This window comes from Hydrogenophaga sp. (assembly GCF_051860785.1).
Classification (GTDB): domain Bacteria; phylum Pseudomonadota; class Gammaproteobacteria; order Burkholderiales; family Burkholderiaceae_C; genus Hydrogenophaga.
On record NZ_JBIMLB010000009.1, the window covers coordinates 111,454 to 129,637 of the forward strand.

At 64.3% G+C, this 18,184-nt stretch carries 16 protein-coding genes; 4 read left to right on the plus strand and 12 right to left on the minus strand.

Annotation, left to right across the window (positions count from 1 at the left end; genetic code table 11):
• Positions 1-94 precede the first annotated feature (94 nt).
• From ACTIF6_RS13760 to ACTIF6_RS13780, 5 genes are read right to left on the minus strand one after another with little or no spacing between them, the layout of a single operon-like run.
• On the minus strand, positions 95-2,383 hold the full coding sequence (locus ACTIF6_RS13760; RefSeq protein WP_439588480.1) for an NADP-dependent malic enzyme: 2,289 nt from the start codon (positions 2,381-2,383) through the stop codon (positions 95-97).
• A gap of 38 nt (positions 2,384-2,421) precedes the next feature.
• Complete coding sequence (locus ACTIF6_RS13765) at positions 2,422-3,672, minus strand: ArgE/DapE family deacylase (protein WP_439588481.1); 1,251 nt, start codon at positions 3,670-3,672, stop codon at positions 2,422-2,424.
• An 8-nt stretch (positions 3,673-3,680) separates the two neighbouring features.
• Positions 3,681-5,465 (minus strand): 2-oxo-4-hydroxy-4-carboxy-5-ureidoimidazoline decarboxylase, encoded by a 1,785-nt coding sequence (gene uraD, locus ACTIF6_RS13770; RefSeq protein ID WP_439588482.1) that lies wholly within the window; start codon positions 5,463-5,465, stop codon positions 3,681-3,683.
• Between the two features lie 10 nt (positions 5,466-5,475).
• A complete protein-coding gene (gene puuE, locus ACTIF6_RS13775; RefSeq protein WP_439588483.1) occupies positions 5,476-6,426 on the minus strand; it encodes an allantoinase PuuE in 951 nt (316 codons plus the stop codon).
• Positions 6,423-7,088, minus strand: coding sequence for a GntR family transcriptional regulator (locus ACTIF6_RS13780; protein WP_439588484.1), 666 nt, complete (start codon positions 7,086-7,088; stop codon positions 6,423-6,425). Before ACTIF6_RS13780 ends, puuE begins: the two co-directional genes overlap by 4 nt.
• Before the next feature lie 72 nt (positions 7,089-7,160).
• On the opposite strand from ACTIF6_RS13780, the gene uraH reads away from it, so the two are divergent.
• A complete protein-coding gene (gene uraH, locus ACTIF6_RS13785) occupies positions 7,161-7,514 on the plus strand; it encodes a hydroxyisourate hydrolase (RefSeq protein WP_439588485.1) in 354 nt (117 codons plus the stop codon).
• Positions 7,515-7,576: 62 nt separating this feature from the next.
• Here the strand turns inward: uraH and ACTIF6_RS13790 are convergent, their stop codons facing one another.
• The 5 genes from ACTIF6_RS13790 to ACTIF6_RS13810 are packed head-to-tail and all read right to left on the minus strand — an operon-like array spanning position 7,577 to position 12,348.
• Entirely contained in the window at positions 7,577-8,254 is a 678-nt protein-coding gene (locus tag ACTIF6_RS13790) for an RraA family protein (RefSeq protein WP_439588486.1), read from the minus strand.
• Positions 8,251-9,423 carry an alpha-hydroxy acid oxidase gene (locus tag ACTIF6_RS13795; RefSeq protein ID WP_439588487.1) on the minus strand — a complete coding sequence of 391 codons (1,173 nt, stop codon included), beginning with the start codon at positions 9,421-9,423 and terminating at the stop codon, positions 8,251-8,253. Before ACTIF6_RS13795 ends, ACTIF6_RS13790 begins: the two co-directional genes overlap by 4 nt.
• 14 nt (positions 9,424-9,437) lie before the next feature.
• Positions 9,438-10,397: an NAD(P)-dependent oxidoreductase gene (locus ACTIF6_RS13800; protein WP_439588488.1), complete on the minus strand. Its 960-nt coding sequence runs from the start codon at positions 10,395-10,397 to the stop codon at positions 9,438-9,440.
• The gene (locus ACTIF6_RS13805) at positions 10,394-11,350 is read right to left on the minus strand and encodes an alpha/beta hydrolase fold domain-containing protein (RefSeq protein ID WP_439588489.1); all 957 of its coding nucleotides are present in this window, start codon (positions 11,348-11,350) and stop codon (positions 10,394-10,396) included. Before ACTIF6_RS13805 ends, ACTIF6_RS13800 begins: the two co-directional genes overlap by 4 nt.
• Before the next feature lie 26 nt (positions 11,351-11,376).
• Positions 11,377-12,348 (minus strand): tripartite tricarboxylate transporter substrate binding protein, encoded by a 972-nt coding sequence (locus ACTIF6_RS13810; RefSeq protein ID WP_439588490.1) that lies wholly within the window; start codon positions 12,346-12,348, stop codon positions 11,377-11,379.
• 115 nt (positions 12,349-12,463) lie between these two features.
• Here ACTIF6_RS13810 and ACTIF6_RS13815 point away from each other — a divergent pair, with 115 nt between their 5' ends.
• Positions 12,464-13,381 (plus strand): LysR family transcriptional regulator, encoded by a 918-nt coding sequence (locus ACTIF6_RS13815; RefSeq protein ID WP_439588491.1) that lies wholly within the window; start codon positions 12,464-12,466, stop codon positions 13,379-13,381.
• Positions 13,382-13,485: 104 nt separating this feature from the next.
• Here the strand turns inward: ACTIF6_RS13815 and ACTIF6_RS13820 are convergent, their stop codons facing one another.
• On the minus strand, positions 13,486-14,049 hold the full coding sequence (locus ACTIF6_RS13820; protein ID WP_439588492.1) for a hypothetical protein: 564 nt from the start codon (positions 14,047-14,049) through the stop codon (positions 13,486-13,488).
• A gap of 176 nt (positions 14,050-14,225) precedes the next feature.
• On the opposite strand from ACTIF6_RS13820, the gene xdhC reads away from it, so the two are divergent.
• Together xdhC and ACTIF6_RS13830 are read left to right on the plus strand one after the other, a co-directional pair.
• Positions 14,226-15,065 carry a xanthine dehydrogenase accessory protein XdhC gene (xdhC, locus tag ACTIF6_RS13825; RefSeq protein ID WP_439588493.1) on the plus strand — a complete coding sequence of 280 codons (840 nt, stop codon included), beginning with the start codon at positions 14,226-14,228 and terminating at the stop codon, positions 15,063-15,065.
• Positions 15,066-15,216: 151 nt separating this feature from the next.
• Entirely contained in the window at positions 15,217-16,413 is a 1,197-nt protein-coding gene (locus tag ACTIF6_RS13830) for a urate hydroxylase PuuD (RefSeq protein WP_439588494.1), read from the plus strand.
• 3 nt (positions 16,414-16,416) lie between these two features.
• Here the strand turns inward: ACTIF6_RS13830 and ACTIF6_RS13835 are convergent, their stop codons facing one another.
• On the minus strand, positions 16,417-18,126 hold the full coding sequence (locus ACTIF6_RS13835) for an FAD-dependent oxidoreductase (RefSeq protein ID WP_439588495.1): 1,710 nt from the start codon (positions 18,124-18,126) through the stop codon (positions 16,417-16,419).
• Between the last annotated feature and the right edge of the window lie 58 nt (positions 18,127-18,184).

The following is an 18,184-nucleotide window of genomic DNA, read 5'->3' on the forward strand; positions in this document are numbered from 1 at the left end:
CGGAATAGAGCGCCTTGCATCCATGGGCCGCGAGGTATGTGCAAGAAAAAAGGGACGCCAAAGCGTCCCTTTCCAAAAAGCGAAGAAAAGAAACTCAGTTCCTCACAGCCCCACTCGCCGCCGCCAGCGCCGTCATGTTCAGCACGCGCCGCACAGTGGCCGCTGGCGTGAGGATGTGCACCGTCTTTGCAGACCCCATCAGGATCGGCCCGACCGTCACACCGCCGCTGGTGGTGGTCTTCATCACGTTGTAGAGGATGTTGGCCGCGTCCAGGTTGGGGCAGATCAGCAGGTTCGCCGAGCCAGTGAGCGTCGTTTCCGCCAGGTAGGCGCTGCGAATCTCGGGTTGCAAGGCTGCATCGCCGTGCAGTTCACCATCGCACTCGATGTCCGGGTGCGCGGCCACGAACAGGTCGCGCGCTTGCGCCATCTTGCGCGCCGATGCGCGCTTGCTCGAACCATAGCTCGAGTGCGAGAGAAAGGCCACCTTCGGCGGCAGGCCGAAGCGCTGCACTTCCTGCGCGGCCATCCAGGCGATCTCGGCCAGCTCTTCGGCACTTGGCAGCTCATTGACGTAGGTGTCGGCGATGAACACCGGGCCACGGCTCGTCATGAGCGCGTTCACCGAGGCGTACAGCCCTGCGCCTTCCCGACGACCCAGCACATGGTCGATGCGTTCCAGGTGCGTCATGTAGCCGCCCACCAGGCCACAGATGAGCGCATCGGCATCGCCCAGTGCCAGCATGAGCGAGCCAATGATGGTGTTGGAGCGCCGCACGGCGGCCTTGGCCACCTCGGGTGTGGCACCCTGGCGGCCCATGATCTGGTGGTAGTGCTCCCAGTACTGGCGAAAGCGCGGATCGTCTTCCGGGTTCACGTTCTGCACGTCCTGTCCCAGCTTCATGCGCAGGCCGGCCTTGGCGATGCGCGCCTCGATCACCGCCGGGCGACCGATCAGGATCGGCACGGCCAGCTGGTCGTCGATCGCCAGCTGCGCCGCACGCAGCGCGCGCTCGTCCTCACCGTCCGCGTAGGCCACGCGTTGCTTCTCCGGCAGGGCCTTGGCCGTGTTGAAGATCGGCTGCATCAGAATGCCGGTCTGGTACACGAAGCGCCCCAGTTGCTGGCGGTACGCATCCATGTCGGTGATCGGCCGCGTGGCCACGCCCGAGTCGGCGGCAGCCTGCGCCACGGCCGGTGCGATGCGCAGGATCAGGCGCGAATCGAAAGGCTTGGGGATGATGTAGTCGGGGCCGAAGCTCAGGTCCTGCCCCGCGTAGGCGTTGGCCACTTCCTCGCTGGTCTCGCTCTTGACCAGATCGGCGATCTGGCGCACGCAGGCCAGCTTCATCTCTTCCGTGATGCGCGTCGCGCCGCAGTCCAGCGCACCCCGGAAGATGTACGGAAAGCACAGGACGTTGTTGACCTGGTTCGGGTAGTCGCTGCGGCCGGTGGCGATGATGCAGTCCGGCCGCACGGCCTTGGCCAGCTCGGGCCGGATCTCCGGCTCGGGGTTGGCCAGCGCCAGCACGATGGGCTTGGCGGCCATGGTCTTCATCATTTCGGCGGTGAGCACGCCAGGGGCCGAGCAGCCCAGGAAGACGTCGGCACCGTCGACCGCGTCGGCCAGCGTGCGCTTGTCGGTCTTCTGCGCGTAGCGCGCCTTTGATTCGTCGTAGCCACCGGCCCGGCCTTCGTAGACCACGCCCTTGGAGTCGCAGACGAAGATGTTGTCGCGCGAGACGCCCAGGCCGACCATCACGTCCAGGCAGGCGATGGCTGCGGCACCCGCGCCGCTTACGGCGAGCTTGACCTTGCCAATGTCCTTGCCCACCAGTTCCAGGCCGTTGAGCAAGGCGGCGGCCGAGATGATGGCGGTGCCGTGCTGGTCGTCGTGGAAGACCGGGATGCCCATGCGCTCGCGCAGCTTCTTCTCGATGTAGAAGCACTCGGGTGCCTTGATGTCTTCGAGGTTGATGCCGCCCAGCGTGGGCTCGAGCGAGGCGATGATCTCGACCAGCTTGTCCGGGTCTTTCTCGTCGAGTTCGATGTCGAACACGTCGATGCCGGCGAATTTCTTGAACAGGCAACCCTTGCCCTCCATCACCGGTTTGGCCGCCAGCGGGCCGATGTCGCCCAGGCCGAGCACGGCCGTGCCGTTGGTGACCACGCCCACGAGGTTGCCGCGCGAGGTGTACTCGGCCGCCATCGCGGGGTCGGCCTCGATGGCCAGGCAGGGGTAGGCCACGCCGGGGGAGTAGGCCAGCGAGAGGTCGCGCTGGTTGGACAGGGGTTTGGTGGGGGTGACGGCAATCTTGCCGCGCGAGGGCGTGCGGTGGTACTCGAACGCGGCGTCGCGCAGGGCTTGTTCAGCGGGGGTCATGTTGTCTCCAAGGGTCCGGGTTCAGCGTCCCGATTGTGTCACGCAGGACGCGACAGCAACTCGTGCAGCGTGCGCGCAATCACCTTGGTGGCGCGCCGCAGATCTTCGAGCACCAGGTGCTCGTCGGCGCGCTTCGCATTCGACTCGCGCACCGTGCGCGGACCGGCGCCGTAGATCACACCGGGGATGCCACGCTCCACATAGAGGCGCACGTCGGTGTAGAGCGGCGTGCCCACCGCGGGAATCTTTTCACCGAACACATCCAGGCCGTGTTTCTGGATCGCCTGCACCAGTGGCTGGTTGCCGGGCAGCGGTTGCATGGCGCGCGCCAGCAGGATGCGGCGCACGTCCACTTTCAGTTCCCGGCCACCGCGAGGAGGCTGGAAGCTGGCCGCAGCCTGCTCGATGGTGCGGCGCAACGAGGCCTCCACCTCGGAGGGATCTTCTTCCGGAATCATGCGACGGTCGATCCGCAGGACGACCTTGCCGGGGATCACGTTGGTATTGGTGCCGCCGCTGATCTGGCCCACGTTGAGGTAGGGGTGGGTGATGCCCTCCACGCTGGACGACACCTTCAGGTAGTCGGCGTTGAGTGCGTAGAGCGCGTTGAGGATGTGTGTGGCGCCTTGCAGCGCGTCGGTGCCGCTGTCGGGAATGGCGGCGTGCGCCATGTCTCCGTGCACGGTCACCTCGAGTTGCAGGCATCCGTTGTGCGCCACCACCACCTGGTAGCTGAAGCCAGCGGCGATCATCAGGTCCGGCTTGGTCAGGCCCTTCCTGAACAGCCAGTCCGGCCCCACCTCACCGCCGTATTCCTCGTCGTAGGTCACGTGCAGTTCCACGCCACCGGCAAGCTTCGCACCGAGCGACTCGAGCGCGCGGATGGCGAAGGTGAAGCTGGCAATGTCGCACTTGCTCACCGCTGTGGCGCGGCCGTAGATCCTGCCGTCGGCGATCTCGCCGCCGTAGGGGTCGTGCGTCCAGCCTTCGCCCGGGGGCACCACATCGCCATGCGCGTTCAACGCGATGGTCCTGCCCGTGCCGTAGGGCCTGCGCACGATCAGGTTGGTGATGCTTTGCAGGCCTGCGGCCTGCACCTCATCCGTTGGCACGGCGTGCTTTTCGGCGTTCAGGCCCATGGCCGCAAGCAGATCGGCCGTGCGTTCGGCGTGTGGGGCGTTGTTGCCCGGCGGCGTGTCGGTGGGTACGCGCACGAGCTCCTGCAGGAAGCGCACTTCTTCGTCAAAGTGGGCGTCGATCCAGGCATCCAGTTGTTGTTCGATGGTCATGTAGGGACTCAGTGGCTGTGTTCGGTGGCGAGTTGGTCGAGCAGGTTCGAGAAGGCGTTCACGCTCAGTTCGATGTCGTCGCAGGTGCTGGATTCCAGCGGGTTGTGGCTGATGCCGCTGTTCAGGCCGCGCACGAACAGCATGGCCTGCGGCATGATTTCGTGCAGCTTCATGGCGTCGTGGCCAGCACCGCTGGGCATGCGGTGCAGCGGCACGCCAAGCGCCTGCACCGCACGTTCCCAGCGGGTCTGCCACACGGGGTTGCTCGGCGCGGCAGCGGCGCGCATGGTTTCTTCGACTTTCAGGCCAATGCCGCGCCGCTCGCAGATGGCGTGCAACTGCGCCAGCACGTCCCGCTCCAGCGCGTCGCGCTGTGTGTCGTTGGGCGCCCGCATGTCGAGCGAAAACAGGCAGCGGCCGGGCACCACGTTGATCGAACCCCCGGGCACCTGCAGCATGCCGATCGTGGCCACCGAATCGCCATCCGCCTGGGCGCGCTGCTCCATGTATAGCGCGAGTTCGGCCACGGCGCTGGCAGCGTCGCGCCGACGGTCCATGGGCGTGGTGCCGGCGTGGCTGGCCATGCCGATCGCCTCGCACTGGTAGCGCACGCCGGCGTTGATGGAAGTGACCACGCCCAGCGGCAGGTCCATCTCGTTCAGCACAGGCCCCTGTTCGATGTGGACCTCGACGAAGCCGAGGTACTTCGCGGGGTCGCGTTCCAGCGCATCGATGGCCTCCACCGTGGCGGGCAGGCCGGCATGCTGCATGGCCGCGCGCAGCGTGATGCCATCGGCGTCCTGCTGGTCGAGCCAGGCCGGGTTGAAATGGCCGGTGAGCGCACCCGAGCCCAGGAAGGTCGCCTTGTAGCGCTGACCCTCTTCCTCGGAAAAGCCCACCACCTCGAACGCGAACGGCAGGCGGCGGCCGGCGGCGTGCAGTTGCTGCACACAGGCCATGGGCACGAAGATGCCCAGGCGCCCGTCGTACTTGCCACCGTTGCGCACGGTGTCGTAGTGGCTGCCGGTGAGAAGGGTGGGGGCGTCAGGACGGCTGCCGTGGTAGCGGCCCACCACATTGCCCACCGCATCGATGCCCACTTCGTCGAACCCACATTCCCGCATGCGCGCAGCAATCTCGGCCGCGCACGCGCGGTGCGCATCGGTGAGGTAGGTCACGGTCAACTGGCCCTGCTCGGCGAACCCTGGATCGCTGTGGCGCGAGAGGCTTTCGTGCCAGTCCCACACGCGCTGGCCCACCACCGGCTCGAAGCCGAACTTGTCATTGAGGCGGATTTCGGCGATGCGGTGGATGTGGCGGATGCACTCGGCGCGCTCGAAATCCACCGGGTGGTTCAGGCGCCGTTCGAAGGTGGCGATGATCTCGCGCTTGGACAGGCCCGTGCCGCGCGGGCCACGCACCGCGAGGATGAAGGGAAAACCGAACTTCGCGTTGTATTGCGCGTTGAGCTGCTGGATGTGGGCGAACTCCTCGGGCGTGCAGTTCGTCAGGCCCGCCTTGGTCTGTTCGTTGGTGGATTCGGCGGTGAGCGACTGGCTCACCATGGCCTTGCCCGCCAGCTCCGGGTGGGCACGGATGAGCGCCAGTTCCGCCTCGACGCCTGCTTTCGCCAGCACGGTCACCATGGCGTGCTTCAGGGCCGCCAGGGACGCGAAGGGGCGTTGCGCCAGAGCCTGCTCGGCGATCCAGGGCGAGTGTTCGTACAGGCCGTCGAGCATCTGCGTGGCCTCGGCCAGGGGCGCTCGGTTGAGTTGTTCCAGGGTGATGGGCATGGCAGCGGCCTCAGGCGGAAAGGGGGTGTGTGGTTTTCCAGTGGCGCGCGATGTCCAGGCGGCGTGCCACCCAGACCTTGTCGTGCGCCTGCACGTGATCCAGGAAGCGCTGCAACGCCGTGATGCGGCCTGGTCGGCCGAGCAGGCGGCAATGCATGCCGATGCTCATCATCTTCGGACGGTCCAGGCCGCTCGGGTCGCCCTCGGCGTACAGCGCATCGAAGGTGTCGCGCATGTACTGGAAGAAGGGGTCGGCGTGCGAATAGCCCTGGGGCAGGGCGAAGCGCATGTCGTTGCAGTCCAGCGTGTAGGGCACGATGAGCTGGTGGGCGTCGCTGCCGTCGGTCTTTCTCACTTTCATCCAGAAGGGCAGGTCGTCGCCGTAGTAGTCGCTGTCGTACTCAAAGCCACCGAAGTCGGCCACCAGGCGGCGTGTGTTGGGGCTGTCGCGTCCGGTGTACCAGCCCAGCGGCCGGCTGCCGGTGAGGCTTTCGATGAGCTGCATGGCCTGTGCCATGTGCGCGCGCTCGGTGGCCTCGTCCACGTTCTGGTAGTGGATCCACTTGAGACCGTGACAGGCGATGTCGTGGCCGAGTTCGAGAAACGCTGCGCTCACATCGGGGCTGCGCTGCAGCGCGGTCGCCACGCCGAACACGGTGAGCGGCAGGCCACGCCGCTCGAACTCCCGCAGGAGGCGCCAGACACCGGCGCGCGAGCCGTATTCGTAGATGCCCTCCATGCTGATGTGCCGCGCCGGGTAGGCCGCCGGGTTGAACATTTCCGAGAGGAACTGCTCGGATGCGTCGTCACCATGCAGCACGCTGTTCTCGCCCCCTTCCTCGTAGTTCAGGACGAACTGCACCGCGATGCGTGCGCCGTTCGGCCAGCGGGCATGGGGCGGGTTGCGGCCGTATCCAGCGAGATCGCGCGGGTAGTGGCGTGTGGAGTCGTAAAGGCTCATGACAAAGCCATGGAGATGTCGTTGGTGGGAACCTTGCGGTCGAAGGTGAGGTTCTCTTCGACGTGAAGCAGATGCTCGTTCATGAGGCGCACCGCCAGCTCCTCGTCGCGAGCAGCCATGGCCTTGACGATGTCGACGTGTTCTTCGCTGGAATGCTCGGCCGCCTGGTTGCTCTGGTACATGAGCGTGATGAGCGCACAGCGCGAGATGAGATCGCGCAGCAGTTCGGCCAGGACCTGATTGCCCATGAGCTCAGCCATGCGCACGTGGAAGTCACCCAAAAGCTCGGTGCGGCCGGCCACGTCTTCGTTGTGGACCGCGTTTTTCTCCTGCGCCACATGATCGCGCAAGGCCTTGATCTTGGCGTTGGTCACGTTCCGGACAAAGGCGCGCGTCATTTCCACTTCGAGCATGCGACGCACAGCAAAGACCTGCTGCGCTTCCTGCACCGAAGGTGCGGCCACAAAGGCGCCTCGCGCAGGCTCAAGCCGGATCAGGCGGTTCTGCGAAAGCTGGAACAGCGCCTGCCGGACGAGCGTGCGAGAGACACCAAAGTGGTCCGCCAGTTTCTGCTCGGCCAGCTTGGTGCCCGGGTGCAGCCGGTGCTCCACGATGGCCCGCGTGAGCGACTCGACGATGTGAAGGGTGCTGGAGGTTTCCATGCGGTCATCATATCCAGAAAAACAAAAAGTGTATACACTTTCGGTCGACCATATTCAATCGAAGGAAGCATCATGGGAATGAGCACGCACGTTCTGGACACCATGCACGGTTGCCCAGCGGCCGGCATGAAAGTGGAGCTGTACACGACCGAGGGAGACCGCGCGACGCTCGTCAAGAGCTTCCAGCTCAACCAGGACGGCCGCAATCCGGATGGCCCGCTCTACGACAACAGCAGCCTCAAGGTCGGTACCTATCGCCTGGTGTTCGATGTGAAGAGCTATTTCGCGGCTCGGGGTGTGCCCTTGCCCGAGCCGAACTTTCTCCAACGCGTGGCGCTCGATTTCGGTGTGGCGCACACCGACCAGCACTACCACGTGCCGTTGCTGGTCAGCCCCTGGAGTTATTCAACGTACCGCGGCAGCTGAGCCGCGAGCGGGAAAAAAATGTCCGCTGCCCCTGCATGACGCGGGTTTGGTTTCGCTAGACTTCAATGCGGTAGTGGATCGCAGCCGATCCGCTGCAGTGCGGTATCTACCCATCCGGTGTTGAGCGCGTGATTCGCGATGTCCTCCAGCGTTTTCTTTTCTGCGGCAACCTTGGCATTTGCCGCGGCGAGGATGCCTGGAATATCTTGCCGGGGTATGGATAGAACACCGTCGAGGTCCCCGACGATGAGGTCACCCGGGTGAATCACCATGCCGCCGATCGAGACAGGCACATTGATTTCACCGGGGCCGTCCTTGTAAGGCCCGCGATGCGTCACACCTGCCGCATACACCGGGAAATCACCCGCGCGGATCACGTCCAGATCGCGGATGGCGCCATCGATGACGAAACCTGCGATACATCGGCTGCGGGCGTAGGTCGTCATGAGTTCTCCGATCAGCGCGTTGGTGAGGTCACCGCCGCCGTCGACGACGATCACATCGCCTGCGCCCGCCATGTCGAGCGCCTTGTGGATGAAGAGGTTGTCGCCAGGCCGAGTCTTGACCGTGAGCGCAGCGCCTGCGAGCCGACCGCTGCCATGCATCGGCCGCAACAGGGCGCCCGCTGCGCTCATGCGGGCCATGCAGTCACTGATGTTGGCGACCGGAATGTGTGCGAATGCGGCAATATGTTCTTGCGAAACGCATTCGCCGCGCTGAAGGATGCGCATACCGTTCATGGGCGTGCCCTCTGTGTCGGGTTGATAAGGTGGTTGTCGATGAGATGCCCTGCTTCCAGTTCGCCAATGGCGTTGACGCCCAGCAGGCCCATGTTGCGAAGTACTTCTGCTTTCAGCAGCGACGATGCCTTGAGGACGCCGCTCTCGCCTGCGGCAGCCGCCGCGAAACTGAACGGGCGCCCGACGAAGACGAACCGCGCACCCAGGCAGAGTGCCTTCAATACATCGCTGCCCCGGCGCACACCGCTGTCAAGCATCACTGGAATGTCCCGGCAGGCTTCGACCACCTGTGGAAGGACGTGCATTGGCGCGGCGGCCCCATCCAATTGCCGGCCACCGTGGTTGGACACGATCACGCCATCCACTCCGAGGGCTGCAGCGCGCTGCCCGTCGCGCGCATCCAGCACCCCTTTGACGACAAGATGTCCCGGCCATCGGCGACGGATCGAGTCGAGGTGACGCCAGTTCAGATGGCTCCGTCCGGACAGATCGCGTTCGACATGGGGCGACAGGATAGGTATGCCTCGTTTGGCGTATGCGTTTTCCAGATGCGGCATGCCGTGCTTGACGAGCGTGCGCAGAAATGTGCCGAACAACCATCGCGGATGCCGGATGCCCTGCCACGCAAGACGCAGGTTCGGTCGCGCGGGGATCGAGAAGCCTGCGCGCACGTCGTTTTCCCGATTGGCCGCAACCGGCGTATCGAGTGTCACGACCAGGGTGCGGTACCCCGCTGCCTGCACTCTCCCAAGCAGCGCGTCAATGTCTCGCTGGTCACCAGGAAGGTAGGCTTGAAACCAGGCATCGGGATTGAGCCGAACCACATCCTCGAGCGGTATCAGCGACGACCCGCTCATCACCATCGGAATGTTCTCCGCCGCCGCCGCGCGAGCCAGGAGGATGTCTCCACGATAAGCCGCGAGCGCGGCGAGCCCCATGGGAGCAATGCCGAACGGTGCGGCATACCGTCGCCCGAGCAATGTCGTCTCCGACGACCTGTGGCTGACATCGACCAGGACACGAGGCACGAACGCATAGCGGTCGAAAGCGGTACGGTTTGCCCGCGCCGAGTGCCCGGTCTCTGCTGCGCCCGCAATGTAGCTGTACATCGGTTGCGGCAGGAACCGCCTTGCGGCGGGCTCGAAATCATCCAGGCACAGGAATGGCATGAAGAAGATACGGCTCAGACGACGGGTTCGGGGGTCTCGGACACGGGAATGCCGGACATGATCTGGATTTGCAGCGCGAGAGCGCACCAGTCCCAGTCAGCCCGGCCACTGGCGCAGAGCGAATCGAGAAGCTGTTCTGCCAGCATGGTCGTTGGCAGCGTCGCCCCGCCGCTCCTGGCCGAGGCGAGCGCGATGCGCAGGTCCTTTCGCATCAGACGAGCACGAAAGCCGGGCGCGAAGTGCCCGCCAATGATGCGCGGTGCGTGTTTTTCCAGCGAGAAGCTGCGGGCTGCTCCCTCCATCAGCACTTTGGACATGGTCTGGGGATCGATGCCCTGTACATGCGCAAGGGTCAGTGCGTCGGCGACGCCCAGCAATGCGGCAGCGACTGCGACCTGATTGCACGCCTTCACCGTCTGACCAGCCCCGAGCGCACCGACATGCGTGATGGATTTGCAGAACGCCTGCATGGCTTCCCGGCACTTGTCGAGGACGTGAGCCTGACCACCCACCATGCAGCTGAGTTGCCCGTTCTCCGCGCCCTGCTGACCGCCGCTGACAGGTGCGTCGAGCAAATCAATATCCCGATCGGCCAGCCGCTGACCGAAGGCACGGATGGATTCGGCCGGAATGGTGCTGGTGTCGATGACGCAGCTCCCGGGGACCAGATATGAGCAGAGCCCGTTGCTGCCGGACGGATCGCTGCCGAAGAGGACATGCTCCACTGCAGCTGCATCGGGCAGACTGAGGATCACGAGTGAACATTTGCGGCCTAGGTCTGCCAGCGTGGGTGTTGCATGGGCACCCGCAGCAACGAGCGCTTCGGCGGCGTCTGGCCGCCGTGCGAAAACCCGCAACGGCCAGCCATTGCGCAGGAGGCTGCGGGCGATGCCAGCACCCATGGAGCCGAGCCCGACCATTCCCAATTGGCGATGGTCCGCATGCGACGGGGAACTCTGTTCTGAAGTGTTCACGTCATTGATTCTTGAGAGCGCTGTGTAGCGGTGAGGCCTTGGGCCGCCAGGAATGCAGCGGCTTCAGCATGCACTGCCGCGACATCGGGAATGAGCCGGCCATAGCCCATGTAGCCATGGGCCATTCCTGCACGGAGACTGAATTGAAAAGGTATGCGGGCCTGTGCCAGGCGGTCGGAGAATCTCCTCGCACCATCGCGCAGGAGGTCGCATTCGGCCGCCATCAGATACATCGGAAATGCGTCGGCCAGATCGGCATTGAGCAGGTTGACACGTCCGTCCGAACGCTGCCGCTCCTCGGGCACGTAGTGATCCCAATAGTCCCTCATGCGTGTGACAGAGAGGCCGCAGCTTCCATCGCCGTACTGAGCAGCAGAACCGGTTTGCAAATCGTTGTCGAACACGCCGTAGTAGAAGACGCCGGCTTTTACTGTCCCGGGAGCTTCGCGCTGAACTTCAAGGGCTGCGGCGAGAGCGATGTTCGCGCCGGAAGAATCTCCTCCGACCGTTATATGGCTCGCTGACAGCCCCAGCTCACTGGCACAAGAAGAGAGATGACGCATGACCCAGCGCGTTTCCTCGACGGGTCGAGGAAATGGAAACTCGGGTGCCAGCGCATAGTCGGGTGCGAGGATCGTGAGATCCGACGCTGCGGCGAGTCCCCGCATGATGGCGGCGTGGGTTGACGTACTCCCCAGCATCCAGCCGCCTCCGTGCAGGTACACCATCCAGGACTTCAATGGCGAAGGCGCGATGGGCTGGAAGACACGGACGGGAACGGGGCGCAACGGACCTGGCAGGACCATCGCCCACTCGCGCACGTGCGGGTCTTCGAATGCGTTCCAGTACTGCCGCTCGGCTTCCATCAGGCTGCGCTGGCGTGCCACGGGAACGCTGCTTCGCTCAGTCGTGTCGCGTCGCAAGGCCTTGACCTGCGCCAGTGCGGCGATCATGTCGGGGTGGAGGTGGCTGGCAGACGTCATTTGCCGCCAACGGCTTTGCCGATGGCATCCGACATCGCCGCCATGGCCGTCATGAAGCCCGGTCCATCGAGATACGCCGATTCGATGCGAGCGGCATCGGCCAGCTGTTTCCAGCGTGGACGCTCCATGGCCGTCTTGAACCGCTCGTGCATGTAAAGAATGATTTCATCCGGCACGCCGGAAGGTGCGACCAGGCCTTTCTGGTTCTCCAGATTGACCGCGTATCCCGACTCCATCAGGGATGGCACATTGGGAAGAAGCGGATCGCGGTCGGAAGTCGATGCAAGGACATGCACCTTTCCGGCATCGCGCTGCGCCTTTGCATCGGCCGGCGTCAGGATGGTGACCGTGATTTGTCCGCCCAGCAAATCCACCAGTGCCGGCGCTCCGCCCTTGTAGGGCACATGAAGCATGTCGATTTTTGCCTCCTTGCAAAAAACCGCGAACGCGGACTGCAAGATGCTCCCCTCGCCCGATGATCCATAGCTGGCCGCACCTGGACGACTTTTTGCGTAGTCCACCAGCTTGGCGATCGAATCGATGTTCAGCCCTTCGCCTGCCTTCGACACGATCATCATTCGTTCCCGGTTGACGCGCACCACGCCACGGAACTGCGACAGCTTGTAGTTCGTTTTCTGGTAATGATGGATGGAGGTGCTCTCACTGCCGCCGGCGACCAGCAACATGTAGCCGTCCGGTGGTGCATTGGCGACCATTTCGGCGGCAAGCGTTCCCGATGCCCCCGGCTTGTTGATTACCACCAACGGGACGGGAAAGAGATCCTGCGCCGCCGCAGCGATCAGCCGGCCGGTTGCATCGGTACCGCCTCCCGCTGCAAACCCCACAACGATCTGAATGGGCCGGGTCGGTGCCCATTGAGCCCGAGCGGGTAGGGAAGTGCCTGCTGCCGCGGCAGCGATCGCCAGCACCGCATGGCGGCGCGAAACTCTTCCAGTACAGCTGCGCATGGTTGTCTCCTATTCTGTTTTGCGATCCTGTGTTGAACCTGTGCAGGATTCTGGAAGTGGCGTGAGTTCAAGAAAAGCGATAAAAACAGATGAACAATGTTCTATAAATTGAAATATGACCCTCAAGCAACTTCAGGCGTTCTACTGGGCAGCTACCGCAGCCAACTTTCTCGTGGCGGCCGAGCGATTGCATGTGTCTCAGTCGTCGCTATCCAAGCGCATCGTGGAACTGGAGACGCAACTCGGAAAGCGGCTTTTCGATCGCAGCGGCCATCGCGCTTCGCTCACCGAGGCGGGTTTGCAACTCTTGCCCATGGCCCGTCGCCTGCTCTCCATGGCGGACGACATCCGCCTGCAGATGACGGACAAGCAGGGTTTGCGAGGGCATTGCCGTTTTGGGGTCGGTGAACTGGCGGCGCTGACTTGGCTGCCTGAATTGGTGGCGCATGTCGGAAAGCTGTACCCCGAACTGGTTCTTGAACCCTACGTGGATCTGGGTACGCGCCTGGAGCAGCGGGTGGAAGCCGGTGAGCTCGATTTCGCCATCGTCGCTGGCTATTCCTCGCGCAGTGCCATTGCCAGCCAGGGCATCGCGGCAGTACAGTTTTCCTGGGCGGCTGCGCCTGCTGTTGCCGATAAGAACGCCCGCCTCAGCGCCAGTCTTCTGGAGCACAACGCACTCATCACCATGCCTGCGGCCGCGGGCCCCACACGAATGCTCGAAACCTGGCTGGCACACAACAATCTTGAGAGCGCTCGGCGCCTCGTTTGCAACAACCTTTCTGCCACGGTGAGCTTGATCGTTGCTGGTGTGGGCATTGGGTTGTGCCCACAAGCATGGCTGAATCGCATGGTCTCGCGAGGGGTTGCTGTCGAGCTGCAAAGCGATCCCGAGTTGCCCCAACTCGAATACACGATGCAACGCCGCCGCGATGACAGCCGACCGCTGCTTGCAAAGATGCAGGAGGCCGTTCTAGCAACCGTCGATTTTCATAAGGCGGGTACCTTGTACAGCGATGGTACGAGTGGCTGACGCCTCCGCCAATGCCGAAGTCCACCGCGATCTTCGCGCTCGGTGCTGGCGTCATGGTGCAATGAAAAAACCCGCCGGGAGGCGGGTTCTTCGCAGGGGCCGGATCACTTGTTTCTCTGGCCTTCGGTCAGCGTATCCAGCTGGAAATTGCCGCTCTTGTCCCACAGCCAGATGTCGGTGTAGGTCACGCGGCCCATGCGAACGGGTGCCGGGAACGGCGACGCAGCGCGCACCGTTCGCTCGATCTCCCGCATCACGTCGGGCACATGGCTGGGCGCACGCATCCAGCTCAGGTTGCGCACATGGCCCAGGTCGTCCACTTCGACCTGCAGCACGCCCACCGCGTGCATCAACGGGGGCAACTGGCCCTTGTAGATGCGGTGGCTGTTGCGCTCGTAGATGTGGCGAGCACCGTCCTTGCGGTAGTCCTGCGGCGAAGCCGCGTGCGACACGAATTGGGGCGTTGGCCGCGTGCTCACGGGCGGCGGTGGTGCGGGCACGGGCGCCGGAGGCGGTGGGGGAGGTGGCGGGGGCGGAGGCGGCAGGGGCGCGGCGCACGCAGCCAGCAGGGCTGCAGTGCCAATGCCCAGCCAGCCCCAGGCGGAGCGGGGCTCTCGGTGGGCGTCCGCGCGCTCGGCGGGACGGGGTGCGGGATCGATGTCTCTCATGTTGACGGACCTGTAAGTCGGATCGGGTGCCTGGCGCTGGACTTCGGCTGGACCATATCGCTGGGCGGATGAAGTGTATGGGGGTTTTCAACAGGGCTTGCGTACAGTACGGCGGATACTGAGCGGCCTTGATTGCCATTACGTATCCATACATCTTTTTTGACGTCGAAGCCACAATGTCTGCGGACCTTGAATCCTTTCTACTGCGTCTGCAACGCGAACCCGCCGTGCTCGTGACGGTAGGAAAAACACGCGGTTCGGTACCGCGCGAAGCCGGTGCGTGGATGGCCGTTTTTTCAGGCGCGACGGGCGGTGCGATCGGCACGATCGGCGGTGGTCATCTGGAGTGGGATGCGATGCGCCAGGCGCGCGAATCACTAGCGCTGCCGGGGGCTGCAGGGGTGGTGTGGGAGCAATCCGTCACGCTCGGGCCGAGCCTGGGGCAGTGTTGCGGCGGTGCCCTGGCGCTGCAGTTCGAGCGGGTTGATGCGTCGCACACTGGAGCACTCCGCGAGCGGCTGCGCGAGGGTCATGCGCAGCTGGCCTTGTTCGGTGGCGGACACGTTGGCCACGCCATCGTTCAAGCCCTTGCACCCCTGCCTTTCCGTGTGACGTGGTTCGACAGCCGTGACGAGGTGTTTCCCGCCGATCTGCCCTCGCATGTGCGCGCAGAACATTCCGACCCCGTGCACATGGCCGTGCGCGATCTGGTGACCGGCAGCGCCGTGCTGATCATGAGCTTCTCGCACGCCGAAGACCTCGACATCGTGGCCGCCTGCCTGCAGCGCCAGCGCGAGCAACGCGACCTGGGCTTCATCGGGCTGATTGGCAGCCGCACGAAGTGGGCCACATTCCGCCACCGGTTGGAGCAGCGCGGCTTCGATGCAGACGAACTCGCGCGCATCACCTGCCCGATCGGCCTGCCTGGCATCTCCGGCAAGGAGCCGGCCGTGATCGCTGCTTCCGTCGTGGCGCAGTTGTTGCTAAACCGATCCACCCTGCCGTTCGGTGATTGATCGCTTGAATGTTCTCAAAAATTGTATACACTTTGCCCGTCCGGTCGCAGCGGAGCTGGGTGTGGAGAGGTCCATGCCCAAGCGCGGCCCTCATCCGACTCAGAGCGCCCGCGGTGGTGAGTCGCAAGCATTGACCTTGCATTGAGGTGCCATGGAAACTTATCTTCTGGATTGGGCCAACCTGCTGCTGCGATGGCTGCACGTGATCGTGGCCATCGCCTGGATCGGCTCCTCCTTCTACTTCGTCTTTCTCGACAGCAGCCTCACGCCACCCGAGGACGAACAACTGAAGAAGGATGGCGTGAGCGGCGAACTCTGGGCCGTGCACGGTGGCGGCTTCTACCACCCGGTGAAGTTCGCCGTGTCCCCGCCCAGGCTGCCCGATCACCTGCACTGGTTCTACTGGGAGAGTTATTCCACCTGGCTCTCTGGGTTCGCGCTGTTTCTCATTTCCTACCTCTGGAGTCCCAGCGTCTACCTGATCGACGCGAAGGTGATGGACTGGAGTCCGGCTGCGGCCATTTCGGCTGCGCTGGCGTTCCTGGTGGTGTTCTGGCTGCTGTACGACGCGATCTGCCGCACGCTGGGCCAGAAGGAGAACGGCGACGCCAAGGTGGGTGCGCTGGTGCTGGTGCTGGTGTGTGTCGCCGCCTGGCTGGCCACGCAGCTCTTTGCCGGACGTGCCGCCTTTCTGCTGGTGGGCGCCATGATCGCCACCGCCATGAGCGCCAACGTGTTCTTCTGGATCATCCCGGGGCAACGCACGGTGGTGGCCGATCTCAAGGCCGGCCGTCCGGTGGATCCGATCCATGGCCAGCGCGGCAAGCAGCGCAGCGTGCACAACACCTACTTCACGCTGCCGGTGCTGTTTGCGATGTTGAGCAACCACTACAGCTTCACCTACACGCACGAATACAACTGGCTGATCCTCATCGGCATGATGTTCGCTGGCGCAGCGATCAGGCAATTCTTCGTGATGCGCCACGGTTACAAGCTGGGCCGCAACCCGCATCCCTGGAAGTACGCGGCCGCTGGCGTGGTGGTGCTGGTGGCGCTCATCGTCTGGCTCAAGCCTGCGCCTACCGTCGCCGTGGCGGTGCCCCAGACCGTGAGTTACGCCGAACTCAAGCCGGTGCTGGAACAGCGCTGCGTGATGTGCCACGGCGAGGCGCTGCAATCGAAAAACGTGCGACTGGATTCGGCCGACGCGCTCAAGCAGCATTCGCAGACGGTCTACCAGCAAGTGGTCGTCACGCGCCTGATGCCCATGAACAACGCCACGGGCATGACCGAGGAGGAGCGCGCCATGGTGGCGCAGTGGTTCAAGGGCGGCGCGAAGGTGGACTGATCTTCAGTTGGCGGGCGGTCCCGCATGGCCTGCACAGGTGGCGAGGATCTGCGCGGCGGCGCTGGCATCCGGCCCGCGCCAGGCCACGATCTGGTCCGGCCTGATCAGCACCAGCGGTGCTTCGTACAAGGTGCGCAGTGCCGGGTCTTGGTGCCGCACCACTTGCAGGTCGAGGCCGGCGCGCTGCGCGGCGAATTCGAACGCTGTGGCGTCGGGCGCATCGGGCCCCAGGGCCAGCAGCGTCCACTCGGCGTGAAAGCTGTCATAGAGCGACCGACCATCCGCCAGCCAGGCGTGTGGCGGACGACCACCGGGGCAGGCGGTGGGCACGTAGGCGTTGGGCTGGTCTTCGGGTGGCAACGTGCCGTCGGGCACGACGATGGGCGACCCGTCGTATCGACCACCAAAGGTCACGCCCGGAATGTTGAACTCCAGCCGCACGTGCGCATCCAGGTGCGCGCCGGCGAACTGGCGTGCGGTTTCACCGGCGGGTGAATCGTGTTCCAGTTCCGGCGTCACCTGAAAGAGGCCAACCGAGTCGGCAAAACGCTTCGCGTAGCCCGTGTTGCGTTCGGCCAGCGGCTTGCGTTCGATCTCATAGGTTGACAGCAAGGCCTCGGGCGCGCGCCCTTGCACCACATGCGCGAGCTTCCATCCCAGGTTGACGGCGTCTTCCACCGCTGTGTTGTAGCCCAGGCCCCCCGTGGGTGTGAACAGGTGGGCTGCGTCGCCCGCCAGGAACACGCGGCCACGCTGGAACCGCTCTGCCACCAGGGCATGCCCGGCGGTCCAGGTCAGCATCGACAGGATGTCGATGGGCAGCTCGCGGCCCATGGCCTGCGCGAAGATCCTTCTGGCGTCCTCCTCGTTCCAGCCCTCGGCGTCCTCGCCGTCATGAATCGCCGCGTGGAACGCGAATTCGCTCTGCCCATCGACGGACGCCATGAAGGCCCTGCGCTCGGCGTTCACCGACACGTACATCCACGCCCTGTCGTGTGGCAAGGCTTCGTGGAAGGTGGGCGCACGAAGGTAGATGGCGAACATCTTCCCGCCCATGAAGTCGCGCTTGAAGCCGGTGGAGCCGCCGTACTCGATGCCCAGTTGCCGGCGAACGAGACTTCGCGCGCCGTCCACGCCCACCAGGTAGCACGCCGTCACGTTCGCCGTCGATGTGCCATCCACCGATCCGATCTGCGCCTGCACGTGGTTGCCGCGGTCGGAGAAGGCCTGCAGTCGCCAGCCATGGCGCATGTCGACGCTGGGCCAACCGCGGGCGTGTTTCAGCAGGGTGGCCTCCACAAATTTCTGGGACACCCGGTGGGGCAGTTCCGCGGCGCTCCACGACCCACCCAGGCGCTTGACCGTGGCCGCCGCCTTCTCGGCCGTGGGCAGACGCAACCGGGCCAGTTCGTGCTGGCTGAAGCGCGTGAAATAGGCGATGTCGGTCGGGTGGTCCGGCGGCAATCCCTGTTGACGGATCTCGTTGGCAAAACCCAGGCGGCGGAAGTGCTCCATGGTGCGCGCCTGGGTGGCGTTGGCCTGCGGATTGAACGCAGTGCCCGGCTTGGGCTCCACCAGCAGCGCTCGCACGCCGCGTCGTCCCAGTTCGTTGGCCAGCATGAGCCCACAAGGGCCAGCACCGGCGATCAGCACGTCGGTTTCGATGCGCCCGCTCGGCGAGTCGGCGGGGTTGCTTGATAATGCGCCGGTCATCTTGATTAATTGCTTAGGCTGCCTAAATACTTTGAGTGTAACGAAGAACTCCCTTCCA

Excerpts from the sequence above, each read along its gene's own strand:
- ACTIF6_RS13760 (WP_439588480.1), bottom strand. The coding sequence starts at position 2,383 with ATGACCCCCGCTGAACAAGCCCTGCGCGACGCCGCGTTCGAGTACCAC.
- ACTIF6_RS13765 (WP_439588481.1), bottom strand. The coding sequence starts at position 3,672 with ATGACCATCGAACAACAACTGGATGCCTGGATCGACGCCCACTTTGAC.
- uraD (WP_439588482.1), bottom strand. The coding sequence starts at position 5,465 with ATGCCCATCACCCTGGAACAACTCAACCGAGCGCCCCTGGCCGAGGCC.
- puuE (WP_439588483.1), bottom strand. The coding sequence starts at position 6,426 with ATGAGCCTTTACGACTCCACACGCCACTACCCGCGCGATCTCGCTGGA.
- ACTIF6_RS13780 (WP_439588484.1), bottom strand. The coding sequence starts at position 7,088 with ATGGAAACCTCCAGCACCCTTCACATCGTCGAGTCGCTCACGCGGGCC.
- uraH (WP_439588485.1), top strand. The coding sequence starts at position 7,161 with ATGGGAATGAGCACGCACGTTCTGGACACCATGCACGGTTGCCCAGCG.
- ACTIF6_RS13790 (WP_439588486.1), bottom strand. The coding sequence starts at position 8,254 with ATGAACGGTATGCGCATCCTTCAGCGCGGCGAATGCGTTTCGCAAGAA.
- ACTIF6_RS13795 (WP_439588487.1), bottom strand. The coding sequence starts at position 9,423 with ATGCCATTCCTGTGCCTGGATGATTTCGAGCCCGCCGCAAGGCGGTTC.
- ACTIF6_RS13805 (WP_439588489.1), bottom strand. The coding sequence starts at position 11,350 with ATGATCGCCGCACTGGCGCAGGTCAAGGCCTTGCGACGCGACACGACT.
- ACTIF6_RS13810 (WP_439588490.1), bottom strand. The coding sequence starts at position 12,348 with ATGCGCAGCTGTACTGGAAGAGTTTCGCGCCGCCATGCGGTGCTGGCG.
- ACTIF6_RS13815 (WP_439588491.1), top strand. The coding sequence starts at position 12,464 with ATGACCCTCAAGCAACTTCAGGCGTTCTACTGGGCAGCTACCGCAGCC.
- ACTIF6_RS13820 (WP_439588492.1), bottom strand. The coding sequence starts at position 14,049 with ATGAGAGACATCGATCCCGCACCCCGTCCCGCCGAGCGCGCGGACGCC.
- xdhC (WP_439588493.1), top strand. The coding sequence starts at position 14,226 with ATGTCTGCGGACCTTGAATCCTTTCTACTGCGTCTGCAACGCGAACCC.
- ACTIF6_RS13830 (WP_439588494.1), top strand. The coding sequence starts at position 15,217 with ATGGAAACTTATCTTCTGGATTGGGCCAACCTGCTGCTGCGATGGCTG.
- ACTIF6_RS13835 (WP_439588495.1), bottom strand. The coding sequence starts at position 18,126 with ATGACCGGCGCATTATCAAGCAACCCCGCCGACTCGCCGAGCGGGCGC.